Below are 23,606 nucleotides of genomic sequence, written 5' to 3' on the forward strand. Positions count from 1 at the left end.
GCGATGCGCTTCCGCCACCCCGACGGCACGACCGTCCACCTCGCCTACTGCACCAACGTCCACCCCGCCGAGACCGTCGACGGCGTCCTCGCGCAACTCCGGGACCACTGCGAACCCGTCCGCCGCCGGCTCGGCCGCGACCGGCTCGGCATCGGTCTGTGGCTGGCCAGGGACGCCGCGCGTGCACTCGACGCCGACCCGGCGGCGCTGCGCGGGCTGCGCACCGAACTCGACCGGCGCGGCCTGGAGGTCGTCACCCTCAACGGCTTCCCCTATGAGGGCTTCGGCGCCGAGGAGGTCAAGTACCGCGTGTACAAGCCGGATTGGGCCGACCCCGAGCGGCTCGAGCACACCACGGCCCTGGCCCGGGTGCTCGCCGGACTGCTCCCCGACGACGTCACCGAGGGCACCGTCTCCACCCTCCCGCTGGGCTGGCGCACCGGCTGGGACGCCGACCGCGCCGAGACGGCCCACACCGCCCTGGTCACCCTCGCCGAACGCCTCGACGCGCTGGCGGACCTGACCGGCCGCTCCGTCCGCGTCGGACTCGAACCGGAACCCGGCTGCATCATCGAGACCACCGCCGACGCCCTCGCCCCGCTCACCGCGATCGCGCACGACCGCATCGGCGTGTGTGTCGACACCTGCCATCTCGCCACCTCCTTCGAAGACCCGGACACCGCCCTGGACGCGCTGACCGAGGCCCGCGTCCCCATCGTCAAATCCCAGCTGTCAGCCGCCCTGCACGCCGAACACCCCCGTCTCCCAGCCGTCCGCGAAGCCCTCGCCAAGTTCGACGAACCCCGCTTCCTGCACCAGACCCGCACGATCACCGCCACCGGAACCCCTTCCGCCACGGCCACCGGCACCGGCACCGGCCTGCACGGCACCGACGACCTCGGCGAAGCCCTCGCCGGCGGCGCCCTGCCCGACGGCACGCCCTGGCGCGCCCACTTCCACATTCCCCTGCACGCGGCCCCCGTCGCGCCCCTCACCGCGACGCTCCCGGTGCTCAAAGCCGCGCTGACCCGGCTCGTCGGCGGCCCGCACCCGCTCACCCGGCACCTCGAGGTCGAGACCTACACCTGGCAGGCCCTCCCACCCGAGCTGCGTCCGCGCGCCCGGTCCCAGCTCGCCGACGGCATCGCCGCCGAACTCGCCTTCGCCCGCGACCTCCTGACGGACCTCGGCCTCAAGGAGCTGCCGTGACGGCCCACAGCACAGCGGCCCCCACCCCGCTCCTCGTCCTGGACGTCGTAGGTCTCACCCCCCGTCTCCTCGACCACATGCCCCACCTCCGGGCGCTCTCCCGGGCCGGCTCCCGTGCCGCGCTCGGGACCGTCCTGCCCGCCGTCACCTGCGCCGCCCAGTCCACCTTCCTCACCGGCGCCCACCCCGCCGAGCACGGCATCGTCGGCAACGGCTGGTACTTCCGCGAGCTCGGTGACGTCCTGCTGTGGCGCCAGCACAACGGACTCGTCGCCGGGGACAAACTGTGGGACGCCGCCCGCCGCGCCCACCCCGGTTACACGGTCGCCAACATCTGCTGGTGGTACGCCATGGGCGCCGACACCGACGTCACCGTCACCCCCCGTCCGATCTACTATTCCGACGGCCGCAAGGAACCCGACTGCTACACGCGGCCCGCGGCGCTGCACGACGAACTCACCGCCGAGTTCGGCACCTTTCCCCTCTTCCGCTTCTGGGGCCCCGGCGCGGACCTGACGTCCAGCCGCTGGATCATCGCCGCGACCCGCCACATCATCCGCACCCGCCACCCCGATCTGACGCTCTGCTACCTCCCGCACCTCGACTACGACCTGCAACGCCACGGCCCCGACGACCCCCGCTCCCTGAAGGCCGCCGGCGACCTGGACAGGGCCCTGGCCCCGCTCCTGGCCGACGCGCGCGCCGAGGGCCGTACCGTCGTCGCGCTCTCCGAGTACGGCATCACCCCGGTGAGCCGGCCCGTGGACGTCAACCGCGCCCTGCGCCGCGCCGGACTGCTGGAGGTGCACACCCAGGACGGCATGGAGTACCTCGACCCCATGGCGTCCCGCGCGTTCGCCGTCGCCGACCATCAGATCGCCCATGTCTACGTGCGCCGCCCCGAGGACCTGGACGCCGTCCGCGCCGTACTCGCCGATCTGCCCGGCATCGAGCAACTCCTCGACGACGAGGGCAAGAAGGCGCACCACCTCGACCATCCGCGCTCCGGCGAACTCGTCGCCGTGGCGGAGCCGGACGCCTGGTTCACGTACTACTACTGGCTCGACGACGCCCGCGCGCCCGACTTCGCGCGCCTCGTCGAGATCCACCGCAAACCCGGCTACGACCCGGTCGAGCTGTTCATGGACCCCCGTGACCCCTATGTGAAGGTCAAGGCGGCCACGGCGCTGGCCCGCAAGAAGCTCGGCATGCGCTACCGCATGGCGGTCGTGCCTCTCGATCCCTCATCTGTTCGCGGCAGCCACGGCCGCCTTCCCACGAGCGACGACGACGGTCCGCTCCTCATCTGCTCCACCCCCCGTGCGGTAACCGGCCGCGTCGCGGCCGCCGAAGTGAAATCCCTGCTGCTCGACCTGGCCGGCCTCGGCTGACGAGACCTGACAAGCCGTGACGAGCGACTACAGAAAGTGAAGCACGCGCCACTGACAACGCGTCCGCCGCACGCTCCACGCGCCTCTGACCTGGGAATTTCCCTGGCATGCCATGGGCCCGACCCGGGCGCGAGCGGCAGACCACCCGGCACCCGCCACCGCTGAACACCGACCCGAAAGAGAGAAACCGTGACCGCGTTCAACGACGAATCCGGAACCGGCGACGCCCTGCGTCGCGCTCTCGGCGTCAACCGCCGCCGCTTCCTCAGCACCTGCACCGCCGCCGCGACCGCGGTGATCGCCGCCCCCGTCCTCGGCGCCGCACCCGCCGCGGCCCAGGCACAGGACCGGGGCAGAGGCCACGACCACGGCGGCGAGACACTCGTCCCCGCGCACCGGCGCGGCATCATCCTCTACACCGTCCGTGACGCGACGGGCCGCGACCCGCTCGCCACCGACCTGCCCTCCGGCTTCCGCGAGGTCTTCAAGCAGCTCTCGCGATTCGGCTACCGGCAGGTGGAGTTCGCCGGATACGGCCAGCACGCCAACGCCCCGGGCGGCGCGAGCCTGGAGTCCGTCGCAGGCGCCAAGCTGCTGCGCGGGTGGCTCGACGACTACGGGCTGCGCGCGCAGGGCAACCACGGCTTCATACCGCCGTCCTGGCCGCTCACCACGGCCGATCTGGACACCTTCAAGAAGCACCTGGAGATCGCCAACATCCTCGGCATGGCGCACATGGGCACCGGCGGCGACCCCACCGGCAGCTCCTACCGCGCCGACTGGGACGTGGCCGCCGACAAGTGGAACGCGCTGGGCCGGATCGCCCGCCGCGAGGGCATCAAGCTCTACACCCACAACCACGACGCGGCGTACGGCTTCCTGCTCGACGGGGGTCCGCCGGACGCCCAGGGCCGCCCGACCCGCAGTTCCGGCATCCGGAAGCTGGAGTACTTCCTGAAGGTCACCGACCCGAAGTCGGTCTGGCTGGAGATGGACGTCTTCTGGGCGCACGTGGCCCAGTACAAGTTCCACACGTACACCGCTCACGACGGATCCGTCCGGGAGAAGGTCTTCGACCCGGCGGGGCTCGTCGCCTGCAACAACAGGCGCTACCCGCTCTTCCACGCCAAGGACGGCACGGTCAACACCACGAACGGCATGGGGTACGACATGGTGCCGTTCGGCGCCGGAGTCATCGACTACCGGACGTTCTTCTCCCGCGTCGGCGAGCGGGACTACCACAACCCGATGGTCGAGCAGGACAACGCCCCGAGCGCCACCGACCCCGCGCAGTCGCTGGCGTACGCGAAGATCGGCTACGACAACCTGGCGGCGCTGCGCAAGAAGCGCCACTGACGACACGCCGGACGACCCTCCCCGCGACGTGCCACGTGGGGAGGGCCGTCCGGCCGTCCGGCGCCTGTCCGCCGGAAGATGGCGAAGCCGTGCTGTCAGCGCGCGGGCTGCGGTTGCGGAGCCCGGTTCACCTCGCTCGTCCGCCCCGGCTGCCGCAGTGTCGTCTCACGCCGCCTCCTCGCCGAGCGGGTGCGGGTTGGGAGCGATGCGCTGTGCCTTCGGCCGGCCCGGGGCCTTCAGGAAGGTGGCCAGGACGGCGGAGGCGAGCCCGATGGAACCGGCGATGACGAATGCGCCCTCGTAGTCCCACACGCCGACCACGATCGAGCCCACGCCGGAGCCCACGAGACCCGAGATCAGCTTGGAGCTGTAGACCATCCCGTAGTTGGTGGCGTTGTTGTTCTCGCCGAAGTAGTCCGCCGTCATGGCCGCGAACAGCGGGAAGATCGCGCCGCCGCCGAAGCCGGAGACCATGGAGCAGAACAGGAAGAACGGCATGCTGCCCATCTGGCCGGAGATCAGCACGCCGAACTGCGCGGTGCCGAGCACGATGCACACGATGATCAGGGTGTTGCGGCGCCCGTAGCGGTCCGATATCCAGCCGATGACACCGCGCCCGGTGCCGTTGACGATGGCCTTCAGGGACATCGCCGTGGCCACGATCCCGCCCGCGAAGCCCATGTCCTTGCCGAACGGCACCTGGAAGGCGATGCCGAAGATGTTGATGCCGGCCGTGCACAGCAGGCAGAACCACATCATCCACAGGACGGGTGTACGAGCGGCCTCCTTGGGGGTGTACTGCTTGACCGCCGGCGGGTTCTTCTCCAGGGCCCGGCGGATCTTCGGGTCGTCGGTGGCTTTCAACGGGTCCACGTGCGGCGGCCACCAGTTCTTCGGCGGGTCCTTGAAGAACCACCCGGCGAACGCCACGACCGAGCAGCAGATGACGCCCACCATGACCAGGACGCTCTTGTAGTTGCTCAGGTCCATGTACGAGGTGAACAGGAAGACGAAGGGCACCGAGCCGTAGGCGAAACCGCCGTTGACCATGCCGGTCTTGCCGCCCTTGCGCTCCGGGTACCACTTGCCGACCATGTTCACGCACGTCGCGTAGACGAGACCGGCGCCGATGCCGCTGAACATGCCGAAGCCGATGTAGGCGACGATCACATGCGGCGCGAAGGCGAGCGAGAGATACCCCAGGATCGTGCCCAGCGCGCCCAGCAGCATCGCGTACCGCGCGGGGAGCCTGCCGCTCTCCCGCAGCTGCCCGGCGGGGAAGGCGACGGCGGCCTGGAAGAACACCCAGACGCCCATCAGCCAGAAGATGTGCCCACTGCTCCACAGATGGGCCTCGTGCAGGGTGTCCTCGGCGGACGTGAACGCGTACTCCGAAGAGCTGATGCCCAGCATGCCCATCCACGGGAAGAGCACCATGGTCCATCGTGGCCGTCCCATGATGTCCCGGTCGGTCTCCCCGAGCCGGTACACGCGGCCGTTGCGGTCAGCCACCTCCCGGTAGGGGAGGGAGGTCGAGATGTCGGTGGTTGTCATGTGTGTCGCACCCCTAGCGTCGAAAGTTCTGGCCAGCGCCCCCTGTCCAATGCCTTTCGTGCGCGCACGGGTCCCGGGGGCGGCCGACGCGCACCGTCGGCCGCCCCCGCCCTCGCTCACCTCATGACGGCGCTCCCAACAGTCCTGCCGCCCGCGCCCAGCGATACTTCGCACCGAGCACGGCCACCGGCTTCTCGGTCGTGTACGGGTACGCCACGACCCCCCGCTCGTACAGGTACTGACAGGCCTCCTCGACCTCGACGTCACCCGCGAGCGATGCCACGACGGGCTTCTCCATACCGCGTTCGCGGAATTCGGCCACCACGCGCGCGGTGAGCTCCGCGAAGACCATCGGGGGAGTGACGATCGTGTGCCAGTAGCCGAGCACCAGCGCATGGATGCGCGGGTCCTCGAGCCCCAGCCGGATCGTCGCCTCGTACGTGGACGGCGGCTCGCCCCCGGTGATGTCCACCGGGTTGCCCGCGGCCCCGAAGGGCGGGATGAACTTCCTGAAGGCCGCGTCGAGATCCGGCGGTATCTCCATGAGCGACAGACCGTTGTCGGTCACCGCGTCCGAGAGGAGCACGCCACTGCCGCCGGCCCCGGTGACGATGACGATGTTGTCGCCCTTGGGGGTGGGAAGCACCGGCAACGCGCGCGCGTACTCCAGCATTTCGTTCAGCCCGGGAGCCCTGATGACGCCGGCCTGTTTCAGGATGTCGTCGTACACGGCGTCGTCGCCCGCGAGCGCGCCCGTGTGCGAACCGGCCGCCCTGGCGCCCGCCGCCGTTCGGCCCGCCTTGAGGACGACGACCGGCTTCTTCGGCACGGTCGCCCGCGCGGCCTCGACGAAGGCGCGCCCGTCCTTGAGGTCCTCCAGGTGCATCGCGATGCAGTCGGTGTGCGGGTCCTCGCCGAACCAGGTCAGCAGGTCGTCCTCGTCCAGGTCCGACTTGTTGCCGAGCCCCACGATCGCCGACACGCCCGTCTTGGTGGTGCGCGCGAAGCCCAGGATGGCCATCCCGATGCCACCGGACTGCGAGGTCAGCGCGACCCCGCCCTTGACGTCGTACGGAGTGCAGAACGTGGCGCACAGGTCCTGCCAGGTCGAGTAGTAGCCGTAGATGTTCGGCCCGAGCAGTCGGACGCCGTAGCGCTCGGCGATCGCCACGATCTCGTCCTGGAGCGCGTGTTCCCCGGTCTCCGCGAACCCGGAGGGGATCAGCACGGCGTTCGGGATGTTCTTGCGTCCCACCTCCTCCAGGGCCGCGGCCACGAACTTGGCGGGTATCGCGAAGACCGCCACATCCACCTCTCCGGGAACGTCGGTGACACTCTTGTACGCCTTGCGGCCCACGATGTCATCGGCCCGGGGGTTCACCGGATGGATGTCCCCGGCGAAGCCGCCGTCGACGAGGTTGCGCATCACCGAGTTGCCGATCTTGCCCTGCTCGTTGGAGGCGCCGATCACGGCCACGGAGTTCGGCTGCATCAGCCGGCGCATCGAGGTGAGGATCTCCGCGCGCGTGTAGCGTCGACGCTCCTTGACGGGCGCGTCGGACAGGATCACCCGGATGTCGGCGGCGACCGCGCCCTCGGGCGTGGCGATCACCGGGTTGAGGTCCACCTCGGCGATCTCCGGGAAGTCCGAGACCAGTCGGGAGACCCGCCGGATCTGCTCGGCGATCGCCCACCGGTCCACGGCCGGCCGGCCGCGCACCCCGCGCAGGACCTCCGCCGCCCGGATCGAGTCCAGCATCGACAGCGCCTCGTCGGCGTCCACGGGAGCCAGCCGGAACGTGACGTCCTTGAGCACCTCCACGAGCACCCCGCCGAGCCCGAACGCCACGACCTTGCCGAACGTCGGGTCGGTGACCGCGCCGACGATGACCTCCTGGCCCTGCGGCAGCAGCTCCTGGATCTGCACGCCCTCGATACGGGCCGCGGCGTCGTACGCGCGCGCGTTCTCGACGATTCGGTGGAACGCCGCCCGCACGTCCGACGCGCCCTGCACCCCGACGACCACTCCGCCGGCGTCGGTCTTGTGCAGGATGTCCGGCGAGACGATCTTCATCACCACGGGCCCGCCGAAGCGCGCCGCGTACGCGACGGCCTCCTCGACGTCCCTCGCGAGCTCCTCGCCCGGTACGGCGATCCCGTACGCGTCGGCGATCACCTTGCCCTCGGGCGCGGTCAGCGCGGTCCGTCCCTCGGCCCGCACCGCGTCGAGCAGTGCGCGCACCCTCGGCGCCCGGTCCTCGGCCATCACGTCAGATCACCCCGTTCGACTTGAGCAGGCGCAGTTCCTCGTCCCCGAGGCCGAGCTCGCCGATGTAGACCTCTTCGTTGTGCTCGCCGAGCAGCGGTGAGCCGGTCACCTCGACGGGGGAGTCGGAGAGCTTCAGGGGACTGCCCACGGTCACGAACTCGCCGCGCTGCGGGTGCGCCACACGGACCACCATCTCGTTGGCGGCCAGCGACTCGTCCTCGATGATCTCCCTGGTGGACAGGATCGGTCCGCACGGGATGTTGTGGGAGTTGAGCTTCTCCAGCACCTCCCACTTGGGCAGGGTCGAGGACCACTCCTCGATCAGCTGGAACATCTTGGTGAGCTTGGGCAGCCGCGCCTCGGGCGTCGCCCACTCGGGGTCGTCGGCCAGCTCGGGCCGGCCGACGAGCTCGCTGATCGGCCGCCAGCCGACGGGCTGCACGATGACGTACACGTAGTCGTTGGGGCCGCCCGGCGCGCACTTGACCGCCCAGCCGGGCTGGCCGCCGCCGGACGCGTTTCCGGACCGGGGAACCTCGTCGCCGAAGTCGTCGTTGGGATATTCGGCGAGCGGCCCGTGTGCCAGGCGTTGCTGGTCCCGCAGCTTCACCCGGCACAGGTTGAGTACGGCGTGCTGCATGGCCACGTTGACCCGCTGCCCACGCCCGGTGTTCTCCCGCTGGTACAGCGCCGCGAGAATCCCCGCGACGGCGTGCACACCCGTCCCCGAGTCCCCGATCTGGGCCCCCGTCGCCAGCGGCGGCCCGTCCTCGAAACCGGTGGTCGACATCGACCCGCCCATGGCCTGGGCGACGACCTCGTACGCCTTGAAGTCGGTGTACGGGCCGTCCCCGAACCCCTTGATGGAGGCATAGACGATCCGCGGATTGATCTCCTGGATGCGGTCCCAGGTGAAGCCCATACGGTCGACGGCGCCCGGACCGAAGTTCTCGACCATGACGTCGGAGCGCCGGATCAGCTCGGTGAGGATCTCCTTGCCGCGCTCGGTCTTGGTGTTGAGGGTGATGCTCCGTTTGTTGCAGTTGAGCATCGTGAAGTAGAGGGAGTCGACGTCCGGGAGGTCGCGCAACTGCTTGCGTGTGATGTCGCCGGAGGGCGCCTCCAGCTTGACGACGTCCGCACCGAGCCAGGCGAGCAGCTGGGTCGCGGACGGGCCCGACTGGACGTGCGTCATGTCGAGGACGCGGATGCCTTCGAGAGCCTTGCCGGCCGTTCCTGCCATGGGGCTCATGGGGCTCATGGGGCTCATGGGGGTCATCGGGGGCACCTCACTTGTACATCGTCTGGTTCATCGTTCCGGGGGCGTAGGCGTCCGGGTCGACCCAGACGTTGATCAGCGACGGCTTGCCCGACTCGCGGGCGCGCCGCAGGGCGGGTCCGATGTCGGCGGGGTCGCGCACCTCCTCGCCGTGACCGCCCAGCATCTGCGCGAACTTGTCGTAGTGGACGTCGCCGAGGGTGTTGCCGACCCGCGCGCGCTCAGGGCCGTACTTGGCGGCCTGGCCGTAGCGGATCTGGTTCATGGAGGAGTTGTTGCCGACGATGCCGACGAACGGGAGGTCGTAGCGCACGAGGGTCTCGAAGTCCCAGCCGGTCAGGGAGAACGCGCCGTCGCCGAAGAGGGCGACGACCTCCTTGTCGGGCCGCGCCTGCTTGGCGGCGAGCACGAAGGGGACGCCGACGCCGAGGGTGCCCAGCGGGCCCGGGTCCATCCAGTGGCCCGGCGACTTGGGCTGCACGACCTGCCCGGAGAAGGTGACGATGTCGCCGCCGTCGCCGATGTAGATGGAGTCCTCGGTGAGGAAGTCGTTGATCTCGCCGACCAGGCGGTAGGGGTGGATGGGCGAGGAGTCCGAGCGCAGCTGCGGGAGCCGCTTCTCGATGGCGGTCTGCTCGGCGGCGCGCAGCTCGTCGAGCCACTCCTTGCGCCTGGACGCCCCGCCGTTGACGCGACCCGTGGCGGCCTCGGCGACGGACTTCAGCACGAGTCCCGCATCGCCGACGATCCCGAGGTCGATGTCGCGGTTCTTGCCGACCGTGCGGTAGTCGAGGTCGATCTGGACGACGGTCGCGTCCGGCGACAGCCGCTTGCCGTAGCCCATGCGGAAGTCGAAGGGCGTGCCGACGATCACGATCACGTCGGCGTTCGAGAAGGCGTAGCGGCGCGACAGCTGGAAGTGGTGCGGGTCGCCGGGGGGCAGGGTGCCGCGGCCGGCGCCGTTCATGTACGCCGGGATGTTCAGCGTCCGTACGAGGTCGATGGCCGCCTCGGTGCCCCGGGTCGTCCACACCTGGCTGCCCAGCAGGATCGCGGGCTTCTCGGCGTGCACCAGCAGGTCGGCGAGCTTCTCGACGGCCTCGGGGTCGCCGGCCGAGCGGGTGGAGGCCCGGTAGGCGCCGGGCTCGGGCACGCGCGCCTTGGCCACGGGCACCTTGGCGTCCAGCACGTCGCGTGGGATCTCCAGGAAGGAGGGCCCGGGCGCGCCGTGGTAGCACTCGCGGAATGCCATCGACACCATGTCGGCGGCGCGCGCCGTGTCCGGCACGGTCGCCGCGAACTTGGTGATCGGCGTCATCATGTCGACGTGCGGGAGGTCCTGCAGGGACCCCATCTTGTGCTGGGTGAGCGCCCCCTGGCCGCCGATGAGCAGCATCGGGGACTCCGCGCGGAAGGCGTTGGCGACGCCGGTCACGGCGTCGGTGGTGCCGGGCCCGGCCGTGACGACCGCGCAGCCGGGCTTGCCGGTGATGCGCGCATAGCCGTCGGCGGCGTGGGCGGCGACCTGTTCGTGGCGTACGTCGACGACTTCTATGCCCTCGTCCACGCAGCCGTCGTAGATGTCGATGATGTGGCCGCCGCACAAGGTGTAGATGCGGTCGACCCCCTCTGCCTTCAGCGCCTTGGCAACGAGATGACCACCGGAAATCATGTCCTGGGTGTCGTCGGGCATGGCGAAGTCCCGTCCCTTCGTAGGGGGTTGGCAGGCTCTCGCGGTACATTGCATACAGTCGACGAATACTGTATGAAGCTTGTTATCCCGCATCCGATGGGTGGTGTCCAGGGGGCGTGCGGCACTTTTAGGTCAGGAGCCGAGATGGACCTGTTCGAGTACCAGGCAAGGGAACTCTTCGAAGAACACGGCATAGTGACGCCGAGGGCGGAGGTCGCCGAGTCGGCCAAGGAAGCGCGCGAGATCGCCCGTGGGCTCGGCGGTCGCGTGGTGGTGAAGGCCCAGGTCAAGACGGGTGGCCGCGGTAAGGCGGGCGGGGTGAAGCTCGCCGCGGACCCGGCCGCCGCCGAGATCACGGCCCGTCAGATCCTCGGCATGGACATCAAGGGGCACACGGTCGGCAAGGTCATGCTGGCCCAACCCGTGGACATCGACAGCGAGTTCTACGTCTCCTACGTCCTCGACCGCGCGGCGGGCGCCTTCCTCGCGATCGCCTCCGCGGAGGGCGGCATGGAGATCGAGGAGGTCGCCGCGAGCCGACCGGAGGCCGTCGCCCGGATCCACATCGACCCGGCCGAGGGCGTCACCTCCGCCAGGGCGAGCGAGATCGCCGAGGCGGCCGGACTCCCGCAGCAGAGCGTCGACGTCCTCGTACGGCTGTGGCAGGTGCTGGTCGGCGAGGACGCCCTCCTCGTCGAGGTGAACCCGCTCGTGCGCACCGCGCAGGGGCAGATCCTCGCCCTCGACGGAAAGGTCACCCTCGACGACAACGCCCGCTTCCGACAGGAGCGTTGGGGAGCCGAGAGCGCCGCGCACGGCGACCCGCTGGAGGCGGCGGCCGCGGCCAAGGGCCTCAACTACGTGAAACTCGACGGCGAGGTCGGCATCATCGGCAACGGCGCCGGCCTCGTCATGTCCACCCTGGACGTGGTCGCGGGCTGCGGCGCCCGCCCCGCGAACTTCCTCGACATCGGCGGCGGGGCATCCGCCCAGACCATGGCCGACGGCCTGTCGGTCATCCTCTCCGACCCGGCCGTGAAGTCGGTCTTCGTCAACGTCTTCGGCGGCATCACCGCGTGCGACGCGGTCGCCGAGGGCATCGTGCGCGCCCTGGACACCGTACGGCTGACCAAGCCGCTCGTCGTCCGGCTCGACGGCAACAACGCGGCCCGGGGGCGCGCGATCCTCGACGAGCACCGGCATCCCCTGGTCCACCAGGCCACCACCATGGACGGCGCCGCCCGCCGCGCCGCCCAACTCGCCACCGCAGCCTGAGGAGAGTCGACGCCATGGCCATCTACCTCACCAAGGAGAGCAAGGTCCTCGTCCAGGGCATGACCGGCGGCGAGGGCATGAAACACACCCGGCGCATGCTCGCGGCCGGCACGGACGTCGTCGGCGGGGTCAACCCCCGCAAGGCGGGCCGCACCGTCGACTTCGACGAGCGGGCCGTACCCGTCTTCGGGTCGGTCGCCGACGGTATGCGGTCGACCGGCGCCGACGTCAGCGTCGTCTTCGTGCCCCCCGCCTTCGTCAAGGCGGCGGTGACCGAGGCCGCCGACGCCGGCATCGGCCTCGCCGTCGTCATCACCGAGGGCGTCCCGGTCCACGACGCCGTCTCCTTCACGGCCTACGCCACGGCACGCGGGACGCGGATCATCGGCCCCAACTGCCCCGGCCTCATCACCCCCGGCCAGTCCAACGCGGGCATCATCCCGGCCGACATCACCAAGCCGGGCCGCATCGGACTGGTCTCCAAGTCCGGCACGCTCACCTACCAACTCATGTACGAGCTGCGCGACATCGGCTTCTCGACCTGCGTCGGCATCGGCGGCGACCCGGTCGTCGGCACCAGCCACATCGACTGCCTGGCCGCCTTCGAGGAGGACCCCGACACCGAACTCGTCGTCCTCATCGGCGAGATCGGCGGCGACGCCGAGGAACGGGCCGCCGCCTACATCCGCGAGCACGTCACCAAGCCCGTCGTCGGCTACATCGCCGGCTTCACCGCGCCCGAGGGCAAGACGATGGGGCACGCCGGAGCGATCGTGTCCGGTTCCTCGGGGACCGCGCGGGCGAAGAAGGAGGCGCTGGAGGCGGCGGGCGTCCGGGTGGGCGCCACCCCGACCGAGACCGCCCGCCTCGCACTCGCCGTACTCGAGGAACGAGCGTGACGTCCCTCGAAGCATGACGTCCCTCGAAGCACGAAACATGACGTCCCTCGAAGCATCACGTACGCACCCGCCCCCGACTGTGCACCGAGAGCGGAGCAGCACGATGAAGACCACAGCCCTCACCCTCAAATCCGGCACGTCCTGGTCCGACGCCTGGCGGCGATGCCTCGCCGTCGCCCCGGAGGCCTTCCGGGACGACCGCGTCCTCAACCTCTGGAACGGCTCCTGGCAGGCGGACGGCCGCACGCTGCCGGCGACGAGCCCGGTCGACGGCGGTCCGATCGCCGGTCCGCCCCGACTGGAGGGGGTCACCGCCCACCGAGCCGTCCGCGCCTGCCTGGACCGGCACCGCGCCTGGCGGCACGTTCCGCTCGAGGAACGTCGCGCCCGTGTCGCGGCCACCCTCGACGCCCTCGCCGAACACCGTGAACTGCTCGCCCTGCTCCTCGTCTGGGAGATCGGCAAACCCTGGCGGCTCGCGCAGGCCGACGTCGACCGCGCCGTCGACGGCGTGCGCTGGTACGTCGACGGCATCGAACCCATGCTCGACGGCCGGGCCCCGCTGGACGGACCGGTCTCCAACATCGCGAGCTGGAACTACCCGATGAGCGTGCTCGTTCACGCATTGCTGGTACAGGCACTGGCCGGCAACGCGGTCATCGCCAAGACCCCGACCGACGGCGGTGTCGCCTGTCTGACCCTGGCCTGTGCGCTGGCCGCACGGGAGGGCGTCCCGATCACCCTCGTCAGCGGCGGCGGGGGCGAGCTGTCCCAGGCGCTGGTGCGGGCGCCCGAGATCGGCTGCGTCTCCTTCGTCGGCGGCCGCGACACCGGCGCCGCGGTGGCCACGGCCGTCGCCGACCTGGGCAAGCGCCACATCCTCGAACAGGAAGGACTCAACACCTGGGGCATCTGGAACCACTCCGACTGGGACGCTCTCGCCGCGGTCTTCCCCAAGCTCTTCGACTACGGCAAGCAACGCTGCACGGCGTATCCGCGCTTCGTCGTCCAGCGCGCGCTGTTCGACGAGTTCCTCGCGGCGTACCTGCCCGCGGTGCGCACGCTGACGCTCGGACATCCGCTGGCCGTCGAGAAGCGCGACGACCCCTATCCACGGCTGGACTTCGGGCCGGTGATCAACGCGGCCAAGGCCAAGGAACTGCACGACCAGGTCGCCGAGGCCATCGACCGGGGCGCGGTCCCGCTGCACCGCGGCCACCCGGCCGACGCCCGCTTCCTGCCCGGCCAGGACACCTCGGCGTACGTCCAGCCCGTCACGCTCCTCGGGCCGCCGCCGTCCTCGCCGCTGCACCACGCGGAGCCGTTCGGCCCGGTCGACACGATCGTCCTGGTCGACACGGAGGCGGAGCTGCTCGCTGCCATGAACGCGTCCAACGGCGCGCTCGTGGCCACCCTGTCCACGGACGACCGCAGCACCTACGAGCGGCTGGCCCCGCAGATCCGTGCGTTCAAGATCGGCCACGGCATGCCCCGCTCCCGCGGCGACCGCGACGAGCTGTTCGGCGGCTTCGGCGCGTCCTGGCGGGGCGCGTTCGTGGGCGGCGAGCTGCTGATACGCGCGGTGACACAGGGACCGGCGGGGGAGAGGCTGCCGGGGAACTTCCCGGAGTACCAGCTGATGCCCTGACCCGGCGGACCCGGGCACGCTGCACGGGTCCGCGCACCCGGCGACCGGACGCGGCGGCCGGGTCCCCCAGCCGCCGATGAGCAGCGGGGACCCGGTGCTGAAGTGATCGTCCGGTCACCCGGCGTGAGGTGCTTGCGCCGGCGGCCCGGCAGCCGCTGGGCCAGCGGTTATGCAGGTGAAACGCACCCGGAAAGCTTGGTATTGTTGTCCATGTCGCCGCGGGGAACACGCGTGGCGACAGACACCTGGTCCGGGTGGCGGAATGGCAGACGCGCTAGCTTGAGGTGCTAGTGCCCTTTATCGGGCGTGGGGGTTCAAGTCCCCCCTCGGACACTTTCACTCTCCGTGGTGAGCGGATTCCGCTCGGTGAGCACTCGGTGCTCACATCTGATACCCGCATTCGGCGTTCGCCGGGTGCGGGTTTTGTTGTTTCCGTTCCATTGTCGCCGAATGTCGCGGAAGCCCGTTTATCGGTTGTCCTGTCACATCGCTCGACGCCCCTGTGTCGGGGTCGCTTCCCGGTCGCCGACCGGCCCCTCCCAGGTCGCGCTGACGGAGCGTCAATGTTCACCTCAGTCAGCATATTGACGGTCTGTGACGTCTTCTTGTGGTGATACGATCACGCTCGCTTGTAGAGCGGGCGGATGGGTGCAAGACGACATCTCCGACTACGGGGACAGTCCGGGCGGTCACCCCGGTGCGGGCGGTCCGCCGGTCCACCCGCATTGACGGGAATTCAGCAACTGGCCGTCAGTCGCCTGAAGAGAGTCTTATGACTGATTACATACAGAACCCGGCACTCTGGGCTCTCCTCGTCGCCGTGCTCATCGCAGTCGCCCTCATTGTTCGTCAGCGCAGGGCGGCGCGTGCCTTGAGGCAGGAGATCGCGGGGCTCAGGACCCACTACTCCGCTTTGGAGAACGAGTACGCGCAATCCGTCGAGGCAGCTCAGGAACGAGCCGAAGACGCAACGAAAACGGTCCTCAAGTCCGCGATGCGGACCCTTCAGGGCCTCGCCGCGGAACAGCAGTTGATTGTCTCGCGGCTGCAGAACAAATATGGCGAGTCGGTCATCCTCCAGGACCTCCTGGAGATCGACCACACGAACTCGCAGTTCGGCCGACGTGCCCAGTCCATCGCCGTCCTCTGCGACGGCTGGCTGGGGCGCGCACGCGATGTCGCGTCCGTATACGACGTGGTGCGCAGCGCACAGGGCAGGGTTCGCCATTACCGGCGGGTGGAGATTCTCTCCCAGGTCGACTTCGGCATCACGAGCCGTTCCGTCGAACCGGTCGCACTGGCCCTCGCCGAACTGCTCGACAACGCCACGAGCTATTCCAGCCCGGACACCGTCGTCGAAATCAACATTCGTACCGTGCCCAAGGGTATTTGCATCGTCGTCGACGACGCCGGTGTCGGTATGAACGACGAAGAGCGCGCCCGCGCCGACAGGCTCCTGACGAGCGACCGGGTCTCGGGTGTCTCGGCACTCGGCAACCCGCCGCAGTTCGGCTTCGCGGTGATCGGCGTGCTCAGCGAGCGCTTCGGCTTCGAGGTGTCCGTGGACTCCACCTCCCCCTACGGAGGTGTCCGGGCGGTTCTCCTGCTGCCGCACGATCTGCTCACCAGCGCGCCCGAGCAGAAGGAGCCGGCCCCGGTCGCTCCCGCCGTCGCCGCCACGGGCCTCAGTGGCGCAGAAGGCGCGCTCACCGCCAGCACCACCGCCGACGGCCTGCCGAAGCGGCGTCGCAAGCGGCCCATGGCCATCGTGCCGGGCAGCGCGTCCGCCGCCACTCCCGCCCGCTCGGGCGCCGAGACGGCGGCGATCATGGGTGCCTTCCAGCGGGGCACCCAGTCGGGCCGGGCCACGCCTGCGAATCCCGCGGAAAAGTCGAGCAGCACACGTGGTGCAAGCAGCGAAGGGCATGAGGTCTCGTGAACGACGATCTGTCATGGATGCTTGACAGCGCCTTGGAGATTCCCGGGGCCCTGCATGCCGTTCTGATATCCGCCGACGGCCTGCTGATGGCACGGACGCAGGACTTCGGCAAGGACGACGCGGACCGGGTGGCCGCGGCGATGAGCGGTGTGCAGTCGCTCAGCCGCTCGCTGGCGTTCTTCTGCGAGGACCCGCAGATGCGCTGGCGGCAGACGCTGGTCGAGTTCGACGGCGGCTGGGTCTTCCTGATCTCCGCCGGCGAGGGCGCCTACCTCGGCGTCTCGGCCTCGCCCGACGTCGACATGCAGGACATCACCTTCCGGATGCAGCAGCTCGTCGGACAGCTCGGCAAGGCGCTCACCACGCCGCCGCGCGAGAACCTCGGCGCGCGGTCATGACCGGTTTCGACGAACTGGAGCCCCAGACACCGGAGTTAGTGCGTCCGTACGTCATCACCAAGGGGCGCGGGCTGCCCGACGAGGGACAGCTCTCCCTCATCACGCTGGTCACGGCGACCGCCGACCACCAGCAACGGCCCACCCGTCTGTCCCCCGAGGAACAGAACCTGTTGGACCTGTGCGCCGCCGGCTACCTCTCGGTCGCCGAGATCGCCGGGCACACCCAACTGCCCCTGGGCGTGGTGAAGATCCTCCTCGCCGCCCTCACCGAAGGCGGCTACCTCATCACGCGTCCCCCCGTGCAGCGGGCTCCACTCGCCGACCGGGACATCCTGGAGGAGGTGCTGAATGGTCTCAGGGCCAAGTTTGGATGAGCAGGCCTACGTCCGCGGCGGCGCGACGCAGACGGCGGTGAAGATCCTCGTCGTGGGCCACTTCGCGGTCGGCAAGACCACGTTCATCGGGGCGATCTCCGAGATCGAGCCGCTGACCACCGAAGAGACCATGACACGGGCCGCGGAGTCGGTCGACGACCTCAAGGGAGTCCAGGGCAAGACCACCACCACGGTCGCCATGGACTTCGGCCGCCTGACCATCAGCGACCGCGTGGTGCTCTATCTGTTCGGAACGCCGGGCCAGCAGCGCTTCGTACAGATGTGGGAGGACATGGCACGCGGCGCGCTCGGCGCGCTGGTGCTCGTCGACCCCGAGCGACTCGCGGACTCCTTCGCCGTGATCGATCTGATCGAGCAGTACGGACTCGACTACGCCATCGCCGTCAACCACTTCGACGGCGCCCCGCCGCGGGACGAGACGGCTTTGCGCGACGCACTGGACCTGCTCGACGACACACCCGTCGTCACCTGCGACGCGCGAGACGAGAAGTCGTCGGCCGACGCGCTGATCACCCTCGTCCGCCACCTGCAGGACCGCGCACACTAGGAGCAGTCATGGACCAACCCAACGCCCCCGTGCCCCCGCCGGGCTGCCCGGCGCACCAGCCCGGAGGCAGAGTGCCGCTGTACGGGTCGGACTACGCGGCCGACCCGCAGGCCTACTACACCTACCTGCGGCACTACGGGCCCACCGCGCCCGTGGAGATCACCCCGGGAGTCGAGGCCACCCTCGTCACCGACTACGCCACCGCTCTCCAACTCCTGCAGGACTCCGGCTCCTTCCGTAAGGACGCGCGTCGCTGGCGGGACCTCAACGAGGGCCGGATCGCCCCCGACAACCCCGTTCTCCCCGTGCTCGCCCACCGGCCCAACTGCATGTACAGCGACGGCGCCGAGCATCTGAGGCTGCGTCAGTCCATCACGGACAGCATGTCGCGCATCGACCCGATGCGGCTGAGCCAGAGTGTCGAGCGGATCTCCGACTTCCTCATCTCCCAGTTCGCCGAACGCGGTTCGGCCGACCTCATCGGCTCCTACGCGAAGCAGCTTCCGCTGTTCGTGTTCAACGAGCTGTTCGGCTGCACCGCCGACATCGGCGACCGCGTATTCTTCGGCATCTCCGGCATATTCGACGGGGTCAACGCCGAGAAGGCGGGCGAGGTGCTGTTCCAGGCCGTCGGCGAGCTGGTCGCCCTCAAGCGGCGCAAGCCCGGCGAGGACGTCACCTCCTGGCTTCTGCAGCATCACACGGACCTGACCGACGAGGAGATGCTGCACCAGGTCGCCCTGCTGCTGGGCGCGGGAGCCGAGCCCCTGGTCAACCTCATCGGAAACACCCTGCACCGGCTGCTCACCGACGACCGGTACGCCCACGAGGGCGGGCTGATCGAGGAGGCGATGGACGACACGTTGTGGGAGAACCCGCCCATGGCCACCTTCTCCGCCCACTATCCGGTGTCCGACATGGAGTTCGCCGGCCAGAAGCTCACCGCCGGTGACCTGATGCTGGTCGGCATCGCCGCCGCCAACACCGGCCCCGTGCTGTCGGCGGCCCGCAAGGCCGGCAGCAACCGGGCGCACCTCGCCTGGAGCGCCGGACCGCACGCCTGCCCCTCGAAGGAACCCGCCCGGCAGATCGCCGTGTCGGCCATCGAGAACCTCCTCAACCGGCTTCCGGACGTCGAACTCAGTGTTCCTGAGGGGAGCCTGACGTGGCGTCCGGGCGCCTTCAGCCGCGGTCTCGCCACGCTCCCCGCCCGGTACACCCCGATCAAGCCGGTGACTCGGCCGACTCGGCAGACCACCGCCCAGGCATCGGCGCCCCCGACTGCGGCCCGCCAGCCCGAACAGGCCGGTGTGTGGAGCAAGTTCCTCAACTGGCTGACCAAGTAGTTCCACACGAGAAGGCCGGATGCCCGCCCTCAGGGGCGGGCATTCCCTTGCTTCGGGTGTCTTCGCGGTGTCACTTCGGGTGGTCACCGGGAGGCGTGCTCCTCCCGCAGCTCCTGCAGATACGGTGCCATGTCGACCTGGATCGACGCCCCCTCCCGCTGCCCGTACTGACCCGCGATCCCGCTCAGGTACGTCGAGATCTCCTTGCGCATGAACTCCGTCTCCGGCAGCACCGCATCGCCGGTGACGAGCCGCGCGATCCACCGCGCCTGGGCCTCCACCAGCCGCGTGATCGAACCGACGGGGCGGATCAGACCGGCGAAGAACAGTCCGGGACGATCCGGGGCGACGACCCGTTTGTAGAGCTCCACCGAGCCCTGCGCGCCGACCGGGCAGCCGGGCTCCAGGAACGGGAAAGCCATCTGGTAGCCGGTGCAGTACACGATCGCGTCGGCCCTGACCGACGTGCCGTCGGCGAAGGAGACCCGGTCGCCGTCGACGGCGTCGATCGCGGGCCTCGGCGTGACCGCGCCATGACGGATACGGCTGAGGATCTCGTCGGAGATGGTGATCGCCGAGGCGAAGAGCGGGTGGTCCGGCTCGGGCAGGCCGTAGTCGCCGAGCTTGCCGCGGGCGACCAGCAGGGCCTGTTCGATGAAATGGCGCTGTTCGGACAGGGACATACTGATCCACCAGGGCGCGTCGGCGATCTGATCGAGGGCCATGCCGAACAACTGCTTGGGCACGATGTGCAGTCCCCGGCGCACCGAGAGCATCGTCTGCTCGGCGTACCGGGACAGGTCCGCGGCGATGTCCACCGCCGAGGGGCCGAGCCCCACGACGATGACGCGCTGCCCGGCGTACTCGCTGCCGTCGAGGTAGTCGACGGAGTGGCGAATCGTTCCCGTGAACGTCTCGGCGCCCCTCGGCAGCGCGGGCATCGACGGCTCCGAGTTGTGCCCGGAGGCGACGACCACATGCGTGAAGCCGCGCGACGATACCGTGCCGTCGGCATCCCGGCTGACGACCGTCCACCCGCCGTCGGCCTCCTGCCGTGCGGACTCCACGGTCGTCCCCAGCTCGACCCGGTCCAGTACGCCTGCCCACTCGGCGAACGCGCGTAGATACACGGCGATCTGACTGTGCCGCGGATAGAGCGGATAGGAGTCGGGCATCGGGTAGGCGGTGTAACCCGTGAGCTGCTTGGCGGTGTTGAGGTGCAACGACACATAGCCGGGGCCGCGCTCGCCCGCCTGCGGCCGACGCCAGATCCCGCCGACGTCGTCCGACTGCTCCAGACAGACGAAGTCGACCCCGGCCGTCTTCAGAGCGTGTGCCGTCGCCAGCCCTGACAGACCCGCACCGATCAGACACAGACGCAACGATTCCCCCACAGGTCAGACACCATTCCTTTCGCGCACGGGCATTTGAATGCCCGTGCGACGCACTCCTCACTCTTCGCACACCGGCGACAAGGATCACAGGCGGGATCCCGGGGCCGAGGTGGCGGGAGAGGAGGAGACGGGTATGGGGGACTTCGCCGGACGATCCACCCACTTCGGGGCGAGTCGCTACGGGCGGGCGGAGGCCCACAACCCCCGCACATGCCCCAGATGCCGGGTCATGACCTCGCGCACGGCCCGCTCGTCGCGCGCCGACAGGGCGTCCAGCAGCTCCAGGTGCTCCTCGGCGGACGCCAGCAGCCGGCCCGACGCGGAGAGGGCGGTCAGCCCGTACAGGCGGGCCCGGCCGCGCAGTTCCCGGACGACCTCGACGAGGTGCGCGTTTCCGGCGAGCGCGAGCAGCCCGAGGTGGAAACGGGTGTCGGCCTCGACATAGGCGATGAGGTCCCCCGCGACCGCGGCGGCGACGATCTCCCGGGCGGCCGGGCGCAGCGCCTCCAACGACACCGGGTCGGCGGTCGTCGCCAACGCCACCACCGTGGGGATCTCGATGAGCGCGCGGACGTGGGTGTACTCGTCCAGTTGCCGGTCGGAGACATCGGTGACCCGGAACCCCTTGTTGGGGACGGCATCGACCAGACCCTCCTTCGCGAGGTCCAGCATCGCCTCGCGCACCGGGGTCGCCGAGACGCCGAAGCGGGCGGCCAGGGCGGGCGCCGAGTACACCTCGCCGGGCCGCAGTTCGCCCGCGATCAGCGCGGCCCGCAGGGCGTCGACGACCCGCTCGCGGTAGCTGCTGCGTCGCCCGCCGAGCACGGGCAGCGACGGCTCGGCGGGCGGCTGGCTGCTGCTCTCGGGCAGGGCGGCCATCGTGGATCTCCTCGGATGCGGGCTGGGCCTGTCACCGTGTCATCGGCCCCTGTGCCATGTCACGTACCACCAGTATCTACGGTGCGGGCACCTGTGGTGTCACAGGACGAACCCCGCTGGGAACGGATCCGTCGGATCGAGCAGGTACTGGGCCGTGCCGGTGATCCAGGCGCGGCCCGTGAAGCTCGGCAACACCGCCGGACGGCCCGCCACTTCGGTCGTGCCCAGCAGTCGGCCCGTGAACCTGGTGCCGATGAACGACTCGTTCACGAACTCGGTGTGCAACGGCAGTTCGCCCCGCGCGTGCAGCTGCGCCATCCGCGCACTCGTCCCCGTGCCGCAGGGCGAGCGGTCGAACCAGCCGGGGTGGATGGCCATCGCGTGCCGGGAGTGACGGGCGGTCGCGCCGGGCGCGTACAGATGGACGTGATGACAACCGCGGATGGACGGATCCTCGGGATGGACCGGCTCCGCCTCGGAGTTGATCGCCTCCATCAGCGACAGGCCGGCCCGCAGGATGTCGTCCTTGCGGGCGCGGTCGAAGGGCAGCCCGAACTCCTCCAGCGGCAGGATCGCGTAGAAGTTGCCGCCGTACGCCAGGTCGTAGCGCACCCTGCGGCCGTCCGCCAGCGTCGCCTCGCGGTCCAGCGCGACCGCGAACGAGGGAACGTTCCGCAAGGTCACGGACGTGGCAGCGCCGTCCTCGACCGCCACCTCCGCCACGACGAGCCCGGCCGGAGTGTCCAGACGGATGGTGGTGACCGGCTCGACGACCTCGACCATGCCCGTCTCGACGAGCACGGTCGCCACCCCGATCGTGCCATGCCCGCACATCGGCAGATAGCCGGAGACCTCGATGTAGACGACGCCCCAGTCACAGTCCGGCCGGGTCGGCGGCTGAAGGATCGCGCCGCTCATGGCGGAGTGACCGCGCGGCTCGTTCATCAGCAACTGCTTGACGTCGTCGCGGTGTTCACGGAAGTACAGCCGACGCTCGTTCATCGTCGCGCCGGGAATGACGCCGATCCCGCCGGTGATCACGCGAGTGGGCATGCCCTCGGTGTGCGAGTCGACGGCGTGCAGGACGAGCTTGCTGCGCATGAAGTCCCCTTGTCCGCTTCGGAGTTACGCCAGCCCTGCGGCGACGGCCTTCTCGGTGGCCGCGCGGACCGCCGCCTCCTGCTCCGGCAGCAGCGGGACCCGCGGCGGGCGGCAGGCGCCGCCGTGGCGGCCCACGACGTCCATCGAGAGTTTGATCGCCTGGACGAACTCGACGCGCGAGTCCCATCGCAGCAGCGGGTGAAGCCGACGGTAGAGGGGGAGCGCGGCGGTGAGATCACCGGCGACGGCCGCCCGGTACAGCTCCACCGAGGCCTTCGGCAGCGCGTTGGGGTACCCGGCCACCCAGCCCTTGGCGCCCGCCACGGCCAACTCCAGCAGCACGTCGTCGGCGCCGATCAACAGGTCCAGTTCAGGGGCGAGTTCGGCGATCCGGTAGGCGCGACGGACGTCCCCCGAGAACTCCTTCACGCCGTGGATGTGCCCCTCGCCGTGCAGCCGGGCCAGCAGTTCGGGCACGAGATCGACCTTGGTGTCGATCGGGTTGTTGTACGCCACGACCGGCAGACCCGCCCGGGCGACCTCCGCGTAGTGGGCCACGACGGCACGCTCGTCGGCGCGGTAGGCGTTCGGCGGAAGCAGCATCACCGCCCCGCAGCCCGCCTCGGCCGCCTGCTCGGCCCAGCGCCGGGCCTCCGTCGAGCCGTACGCGGCGACCCCGGGCATCACCCGCGCGCCGCCGATCGCGGCCACCGCGGTCTCCACCACCCTGGCGCGCTCCTCCGGCGTGAGCACCTGGTACTCGCCCAGGGAACCGTTCGGGACGACGCCGTCGCAGCCGTTCGCCACCAGCCAGGCGCAGTGCTCGGCGTACCGGTCGTAGTCGATGGAGAGGTCGTCGTCGAGCGGGAGCGCGGTGGCCACGAGGACACCACGCCAGGGTCGGCGCCGGGCGGCGGTGGATGCTGAGGAAGTGGCGGGTGCTGAGGATGCCGTGGGGGCGGTCATGCGCGGAGGTCCCTTCGCTGAGTGCCATGAGTGCCATGAGTGCCATGAGTGCAATGAACGGCGTGAGT

General features: G+C 69.9%; 19 protein-coding genes and 1 tRNA gene. 12 read left to right on the top strand and 8 right to left on the bottom strand.

Going from position 1 to position 23,606, the window contains the following annotated elements; genetic code table 11:
* Nucleotides 1–3: 3 nt before the first annotated feature.
* The 3 genes from eboE to ABZ725_RS20120 all read left to right on the top strand — a co-directional run bounded on the left by eboE (nt 4) and on the right by ABZ725_RS20120 (nt 3,956).
* A complete protein-coding gene (gene eboE / locus ABZ725_RS20110) occupies nt 4–1,209 on the top strand; it encodes a metabolite traffic protein EboE (protein WP_358803955.1) in 1,206 nt (401 codons plus the stop codon).
* A complete protein-coding gene (locus tag ABZ725_RS20115) occupies nt 1,206–2,600 on the top strand; it encodes a nucleotide pyrophosphatase/phosphodiesterase family protein (protein WP_358803956.1) in 1,395 nt (464 codons plus the stop codon). The genes eboE and ABZ725_RS20115 overlap by 4 nt, the downstream gene beginning before the upstream one ends.
* 189 nt (nt 2,601–2,789) lie before the next feature.
* The gene (locus tag ABZ725_RS20120; RefSeq protein ID WP_358803957.1) at nt 2,790–3,956 is read left to right on the top strand and encodes a sugar phosphate isomerase/epimerase family protein; all 1,167 of its coding nucleotides are present in this window, start codon (nt 2,790–2,792) and stop codon (nt 3,954–3,956) included.
* Between the two features lie 165 nt (nt 3,957–4,121).
* On the opposite strand, the gene ABZ725_RS20125 is transcribed toward ABZ725_RS20120, so the two are convergent.
* From ABZ725_RS20125 to ABZ725_RS20140, 4 genes are all read right to left on the bottom strand, one after another.
* Nucleotides 4,122–5,510: an OFA family MFS transporter gene (locus tag ABZ725_RS20125; RefSeq protein WP_358803958.1), complete on the bottom strand. Its 1,389-nt coding sequence runs from the start codon at nt 5,508–5,510 to the stop codon at nt 4,122–4,124.
* 121 nt (nt 5,511–5,631) lie between these two features.
* Nucleotides 5,632–7,776, bottom strand: coding sequence for an acetate--CoA ligase family protein (locus tag ABZ725_RS20130; protein ID WP_358804147.1), 2,145 nt, complete (start codon nt 7,774–7,776; stop codon nt 5,632–5,634).
* Nucleotides 7,777–7,780: 4 nt separating this feature from the next.
* Nucleotides 7,781–9,022, bottom strand: coding sequence for a formyl-CoA transferase (gene frc, locus ABZ725_RS20135; RefSeq protein WP_358804148.1), 1,242 nt, complete (start codon nt 9,020–9,022; stop codon nt 7,781–7,783).
* A 46-nt stretch (nt 9,023–9,068) separates the two neighbouring features.
* Nucleotides 9,069–10,751 carry a thiamine pyrophosphate-binding protein gene (locus tag ABZ725_RS20140; RefSeq protein ID WP_358803959.1) on the bottom strand — a complete coding sequence of 561 codons (1,683 nt, stop codon included), beginning with the start codon at nt 10,749–10,751 and terminating at the stop codon, nt 9,069–9,071.
* Between the two features lie 144 nt (nt 10,752–10,895).
* On the opposite strand from ABZ725_RS20140, the gene sucC reads away from it, so the two are divergent.
* The 9 genes from sucC to ABZ725_RS20185 all read left to right on the top strand — a co-directional run bounded on the left by sucC (nt 10,896) and on the right by ABZ725_RS20185 (nt 19,198).
* Nucleotides 10,896–12,026 (top strand): ADP-forming succinate--CoA ligase subunit beta, encoded by a 1,131-nt coding sequence (sucC, locus tag ABZ725_RS20145; RefSeq protein WP_358803960.1) that lies wholly within the window; start codon nt 10,896–10,898, stop codon nt 12,024–12,026.
* A gap of 14 nt (nt 12,027–12,040) precedes the next feature.
* Entirely contained in the window at nt 12,041–12,925 is an 885-nt protein-coding gene (sucD, locus tag ABZ725_RS20150; RefSeq protein ID WP_358803961.1) for a succinate--CoA ligase subunit alpha, read from the top strand.
* A gap of 103 nt (nt 12,926–13,028) precedes the next feature.
* Complete coding sequence (locus ABZ725_RS20155) at nt 13,029–14,573, top strand: aldehyde dehydrogenase family protein (RefSeq protein WP_358803962.1); 1,545 nt, start codon at nt 13,029–13,031, stop codon at nt 14,571–14,573.
* Between the two features lie 248 nt (nt 14,574–14,821).
* Nucleotides 14,822–14,906, top strand: a tRNA-Leu gene (locus ABZ725_RS20160).
* A 439-nt stretch (nt 14,907–15,345) separates the two neighbouring features.
* Complete coding sequence (locus ABZ725_RS20165) at nt 15,346–16,512, top strand: ATP-binding protein (protein ID WP_358804149.1); 1,167 nt, start codon at nt 15,346–15,348, stop codon at nt 16,510–16,512.
* A complete protein-coding gene (locus ABZ725_RS20170; RefSeq protein ID WP_351919300.1) occupies nt 16,509–16,910 on the top strand; it encodes a roadblock/LC7 domain-containing protein in 402 nt (133 codons plus the stop codon). Before ABZ725_RS20165 ends, ABZ725_RS20170 begins: the two co-directional genes overlap by 4 nt.
* On the top strand, nt 16,907–17,284 hold the full coding sequence (locus ABZ725_RS20175) for a DUF742 domain-containing protein (RefSeq protein WP_358803963.1): 378 nt from the start codon (nt 16,907–16,909) through the stop codon (nt 17,282–17,284). The genes ABZ725_RS20170 and ABZ725_RS20175 overlap by 4 nt, the downstream gene beginning before the upstream one ends.
* Nucleotides 17,259–17,852 carry an ATP/GTP-binding protein gene (locus ABZ725_RS20180; protein WP_351919304.1) on the top strand — a complete coding sequence of 198 codons (594 nt, stop codon included), beginning with the start codon at nt 17,259–17,261 and terminating at the stop codon, nt 17,850–17,852. The genes ABZ725_RS20175 and ABZ725_RS20180 overlap by 26 nt, the downstream gene beginning before the upstream one ends.
* 8 nt (nt 17,853–17,860) lie before the next feature.
* Nucleotides 17,861–19,198, top strand: a complete 1,338-nt coding sequence (locus ABZ725_RS20185; RefSeq protein ID WP_358803964.1) for a cytochrome P450 — start codon at nt 17,861–17,863, stop codon at nt 19,196–19,198.
* A gap of 83 nt (nt 19,199–19,281) precedes the next feature.
* Here the strand turns inward: ABZ725_RS20185 and ABZ725_RS20190 are convergent, their stop codons facing one another.
* The 4 genes from ABZ725_RS20190 to ABZ725_RS20205 form a co-directional block, all read right to left on the bottom strand.
* A complete protein-coding gene (locus ABZ725_RS20190) occupies nt 19,282–20,580 on the bottom strand; it encodes an NAD(P)-binding domain-containing protein (RefSeq protein WP_358804150.1) in 1,299 nt (432 codons plus the stop codon).
* Between the two features lie 189 nt (nt 20,581–20,769).
* Nucleotides 20,770–21,471 carry a GntR family transcriptional regulator gene (locus tag ABZ725_RS20195; protein ID WP_358803965.1) on the bottom strand — a complete coding sequence of 234 codons (702 nt, stop codon included), beginning with the start codon at nt 21,469–21,471 and terminating at the stop codon, nt 20,770–20,772.
* A gap of 99 nt (nt 21,472–21,570) precedes the next feature.
* Nucleotides 21,571–22,572 (bottom strand): proline racemase family protein, encoded by a 1,002-nt coding sequence (locus tag ABZ725_RS20200; protein WP_351919310.1) that lies wholly within the window; start codon nt 22,570–22,572, stop codon nt 21,571–21,573.
* Between the two features lie 24 nt (nt 22,573–22,596).
* The gene (locus tag ABZ725_RS20205) at nt 22,597–23,454 is read right to left on the bottom strand and encodes a dihydrodipicolinate synthase family protein (RefSeq protein ID WP_358803966.1); all 858 of its coding nucleotides are present in this window, start codon (nt 23,452–23,454) and stop codon (nt 22,597–22,599) included.
* Between the last annotated feature and the right edge of the window lie 152 nt (nt 23,455–23,606).

It is taken from the genome of Streptomyces sp. NPDC006872 (assembly GCF_040635845.1).
Lineage (GTDB): Bacteria > Actinomycetota > Actinomycetes > Streptomycetales > Streptomycetaceae > Streptomyces.

Bases quoted from the DNA above. Each gene is read 5' to 3' on its own strand.
- eboE (WP_358803955.1), top strand. From the start codon at position 4: ATGCGCTTCCGCCACCCCGACGGCACGACCGTCCACCTCGCCTACTGC.
- ABZ725_RS20125 (WP_358803958.1), bottom strand. From the start codon at position 5,510: ATGACAACCACCGACATCTCGACCTCCCTCCCCTACCGGGAGGTGGCT.
- ABZ725_RS20130 (WP_358804147.1), bottom strand. From the start codon at position 7,776: ATGGCCGAGGACCGGGCGCCGAGGGTGCGCGCACTGCTCGACGCGGTG.
- frc (WP_358804148.1), bottom strand. From the start codon at position 9,022: ATGGCAGGAACGGCCGGCAAGGCTCTCGAAGGCATCCGCGTCCTCGAC.
- ABZ725_RS20140 (WP_358803959.1), bottom strand. From the start codon at position 10,751: ATGCCCGACGACACCCAGGACATGATTTCCGGTGGTCATCTCGTTGCC.
- sucC (WP_358803960.1), top strand. From the start codon at position 10,896: ATGGACCTGTTCGAGTACCAGGCAAGGGAACTCTTCGAAGAACACGGC.
- sucD (WP_358803961.1), top strand. From the start codon at position 12,041: ATGGCCATCTACCTCACCAAGGAGAGCAAGGTCCTCGTCCAGGGCATG.
- ABZ725_RS20155 (WP_358803962.1), top strand. From the start codon at position 13,029: ATGAAGACCACAGCCCTCACCCTCAAATCCGGCACGTCCTGGTCCGAC.
- ABZ725_RS20165 (WP_358804149.1), top strand. From the start codon at position 15,346: ATGACTGATTACATACAGAACCCGGCACTCTGGGCTCTCCTCGTCGCC.
- ABZ725_RS20175 (WP_358803963.1), top strand. From the start codon at position 16,907: ATGACCGGTTTCGACGAACTGGAGCCCCAGACACCGGAGTTAGTGCGT.
- ABZ725_RS20180 (WP_351919304.1), top strand. From the start codon at position 17,259: ATGGTCTCAGGGCCAAGTTTGGATGAGCAGGCCTACGTCCGCGGCGGC.
- ABZ725_RS20185 (WP_358803964.1), top strand. From the start codon at position 17,861: ATGGACCAACCCAACGCCCCCGTGCCCCCGCCGGGCTGCCCGGCGCAC.
- ABZ725_RS20195 (WP_358803965.1), bottom strand. From the start codon at position 21,471: ATGGCCGCCCTGCCCGAGAGCAGCAGCCAGCCGCCCGCCGAGCCGTCG.
- ABZ725_RS20200 (WP_351919310.1), bottom strand. From the start codon at position 22,572: ATGCGCAGCAAGCTCGTCCTGCACGCCGTCGACTCGCACACCGAGGGC.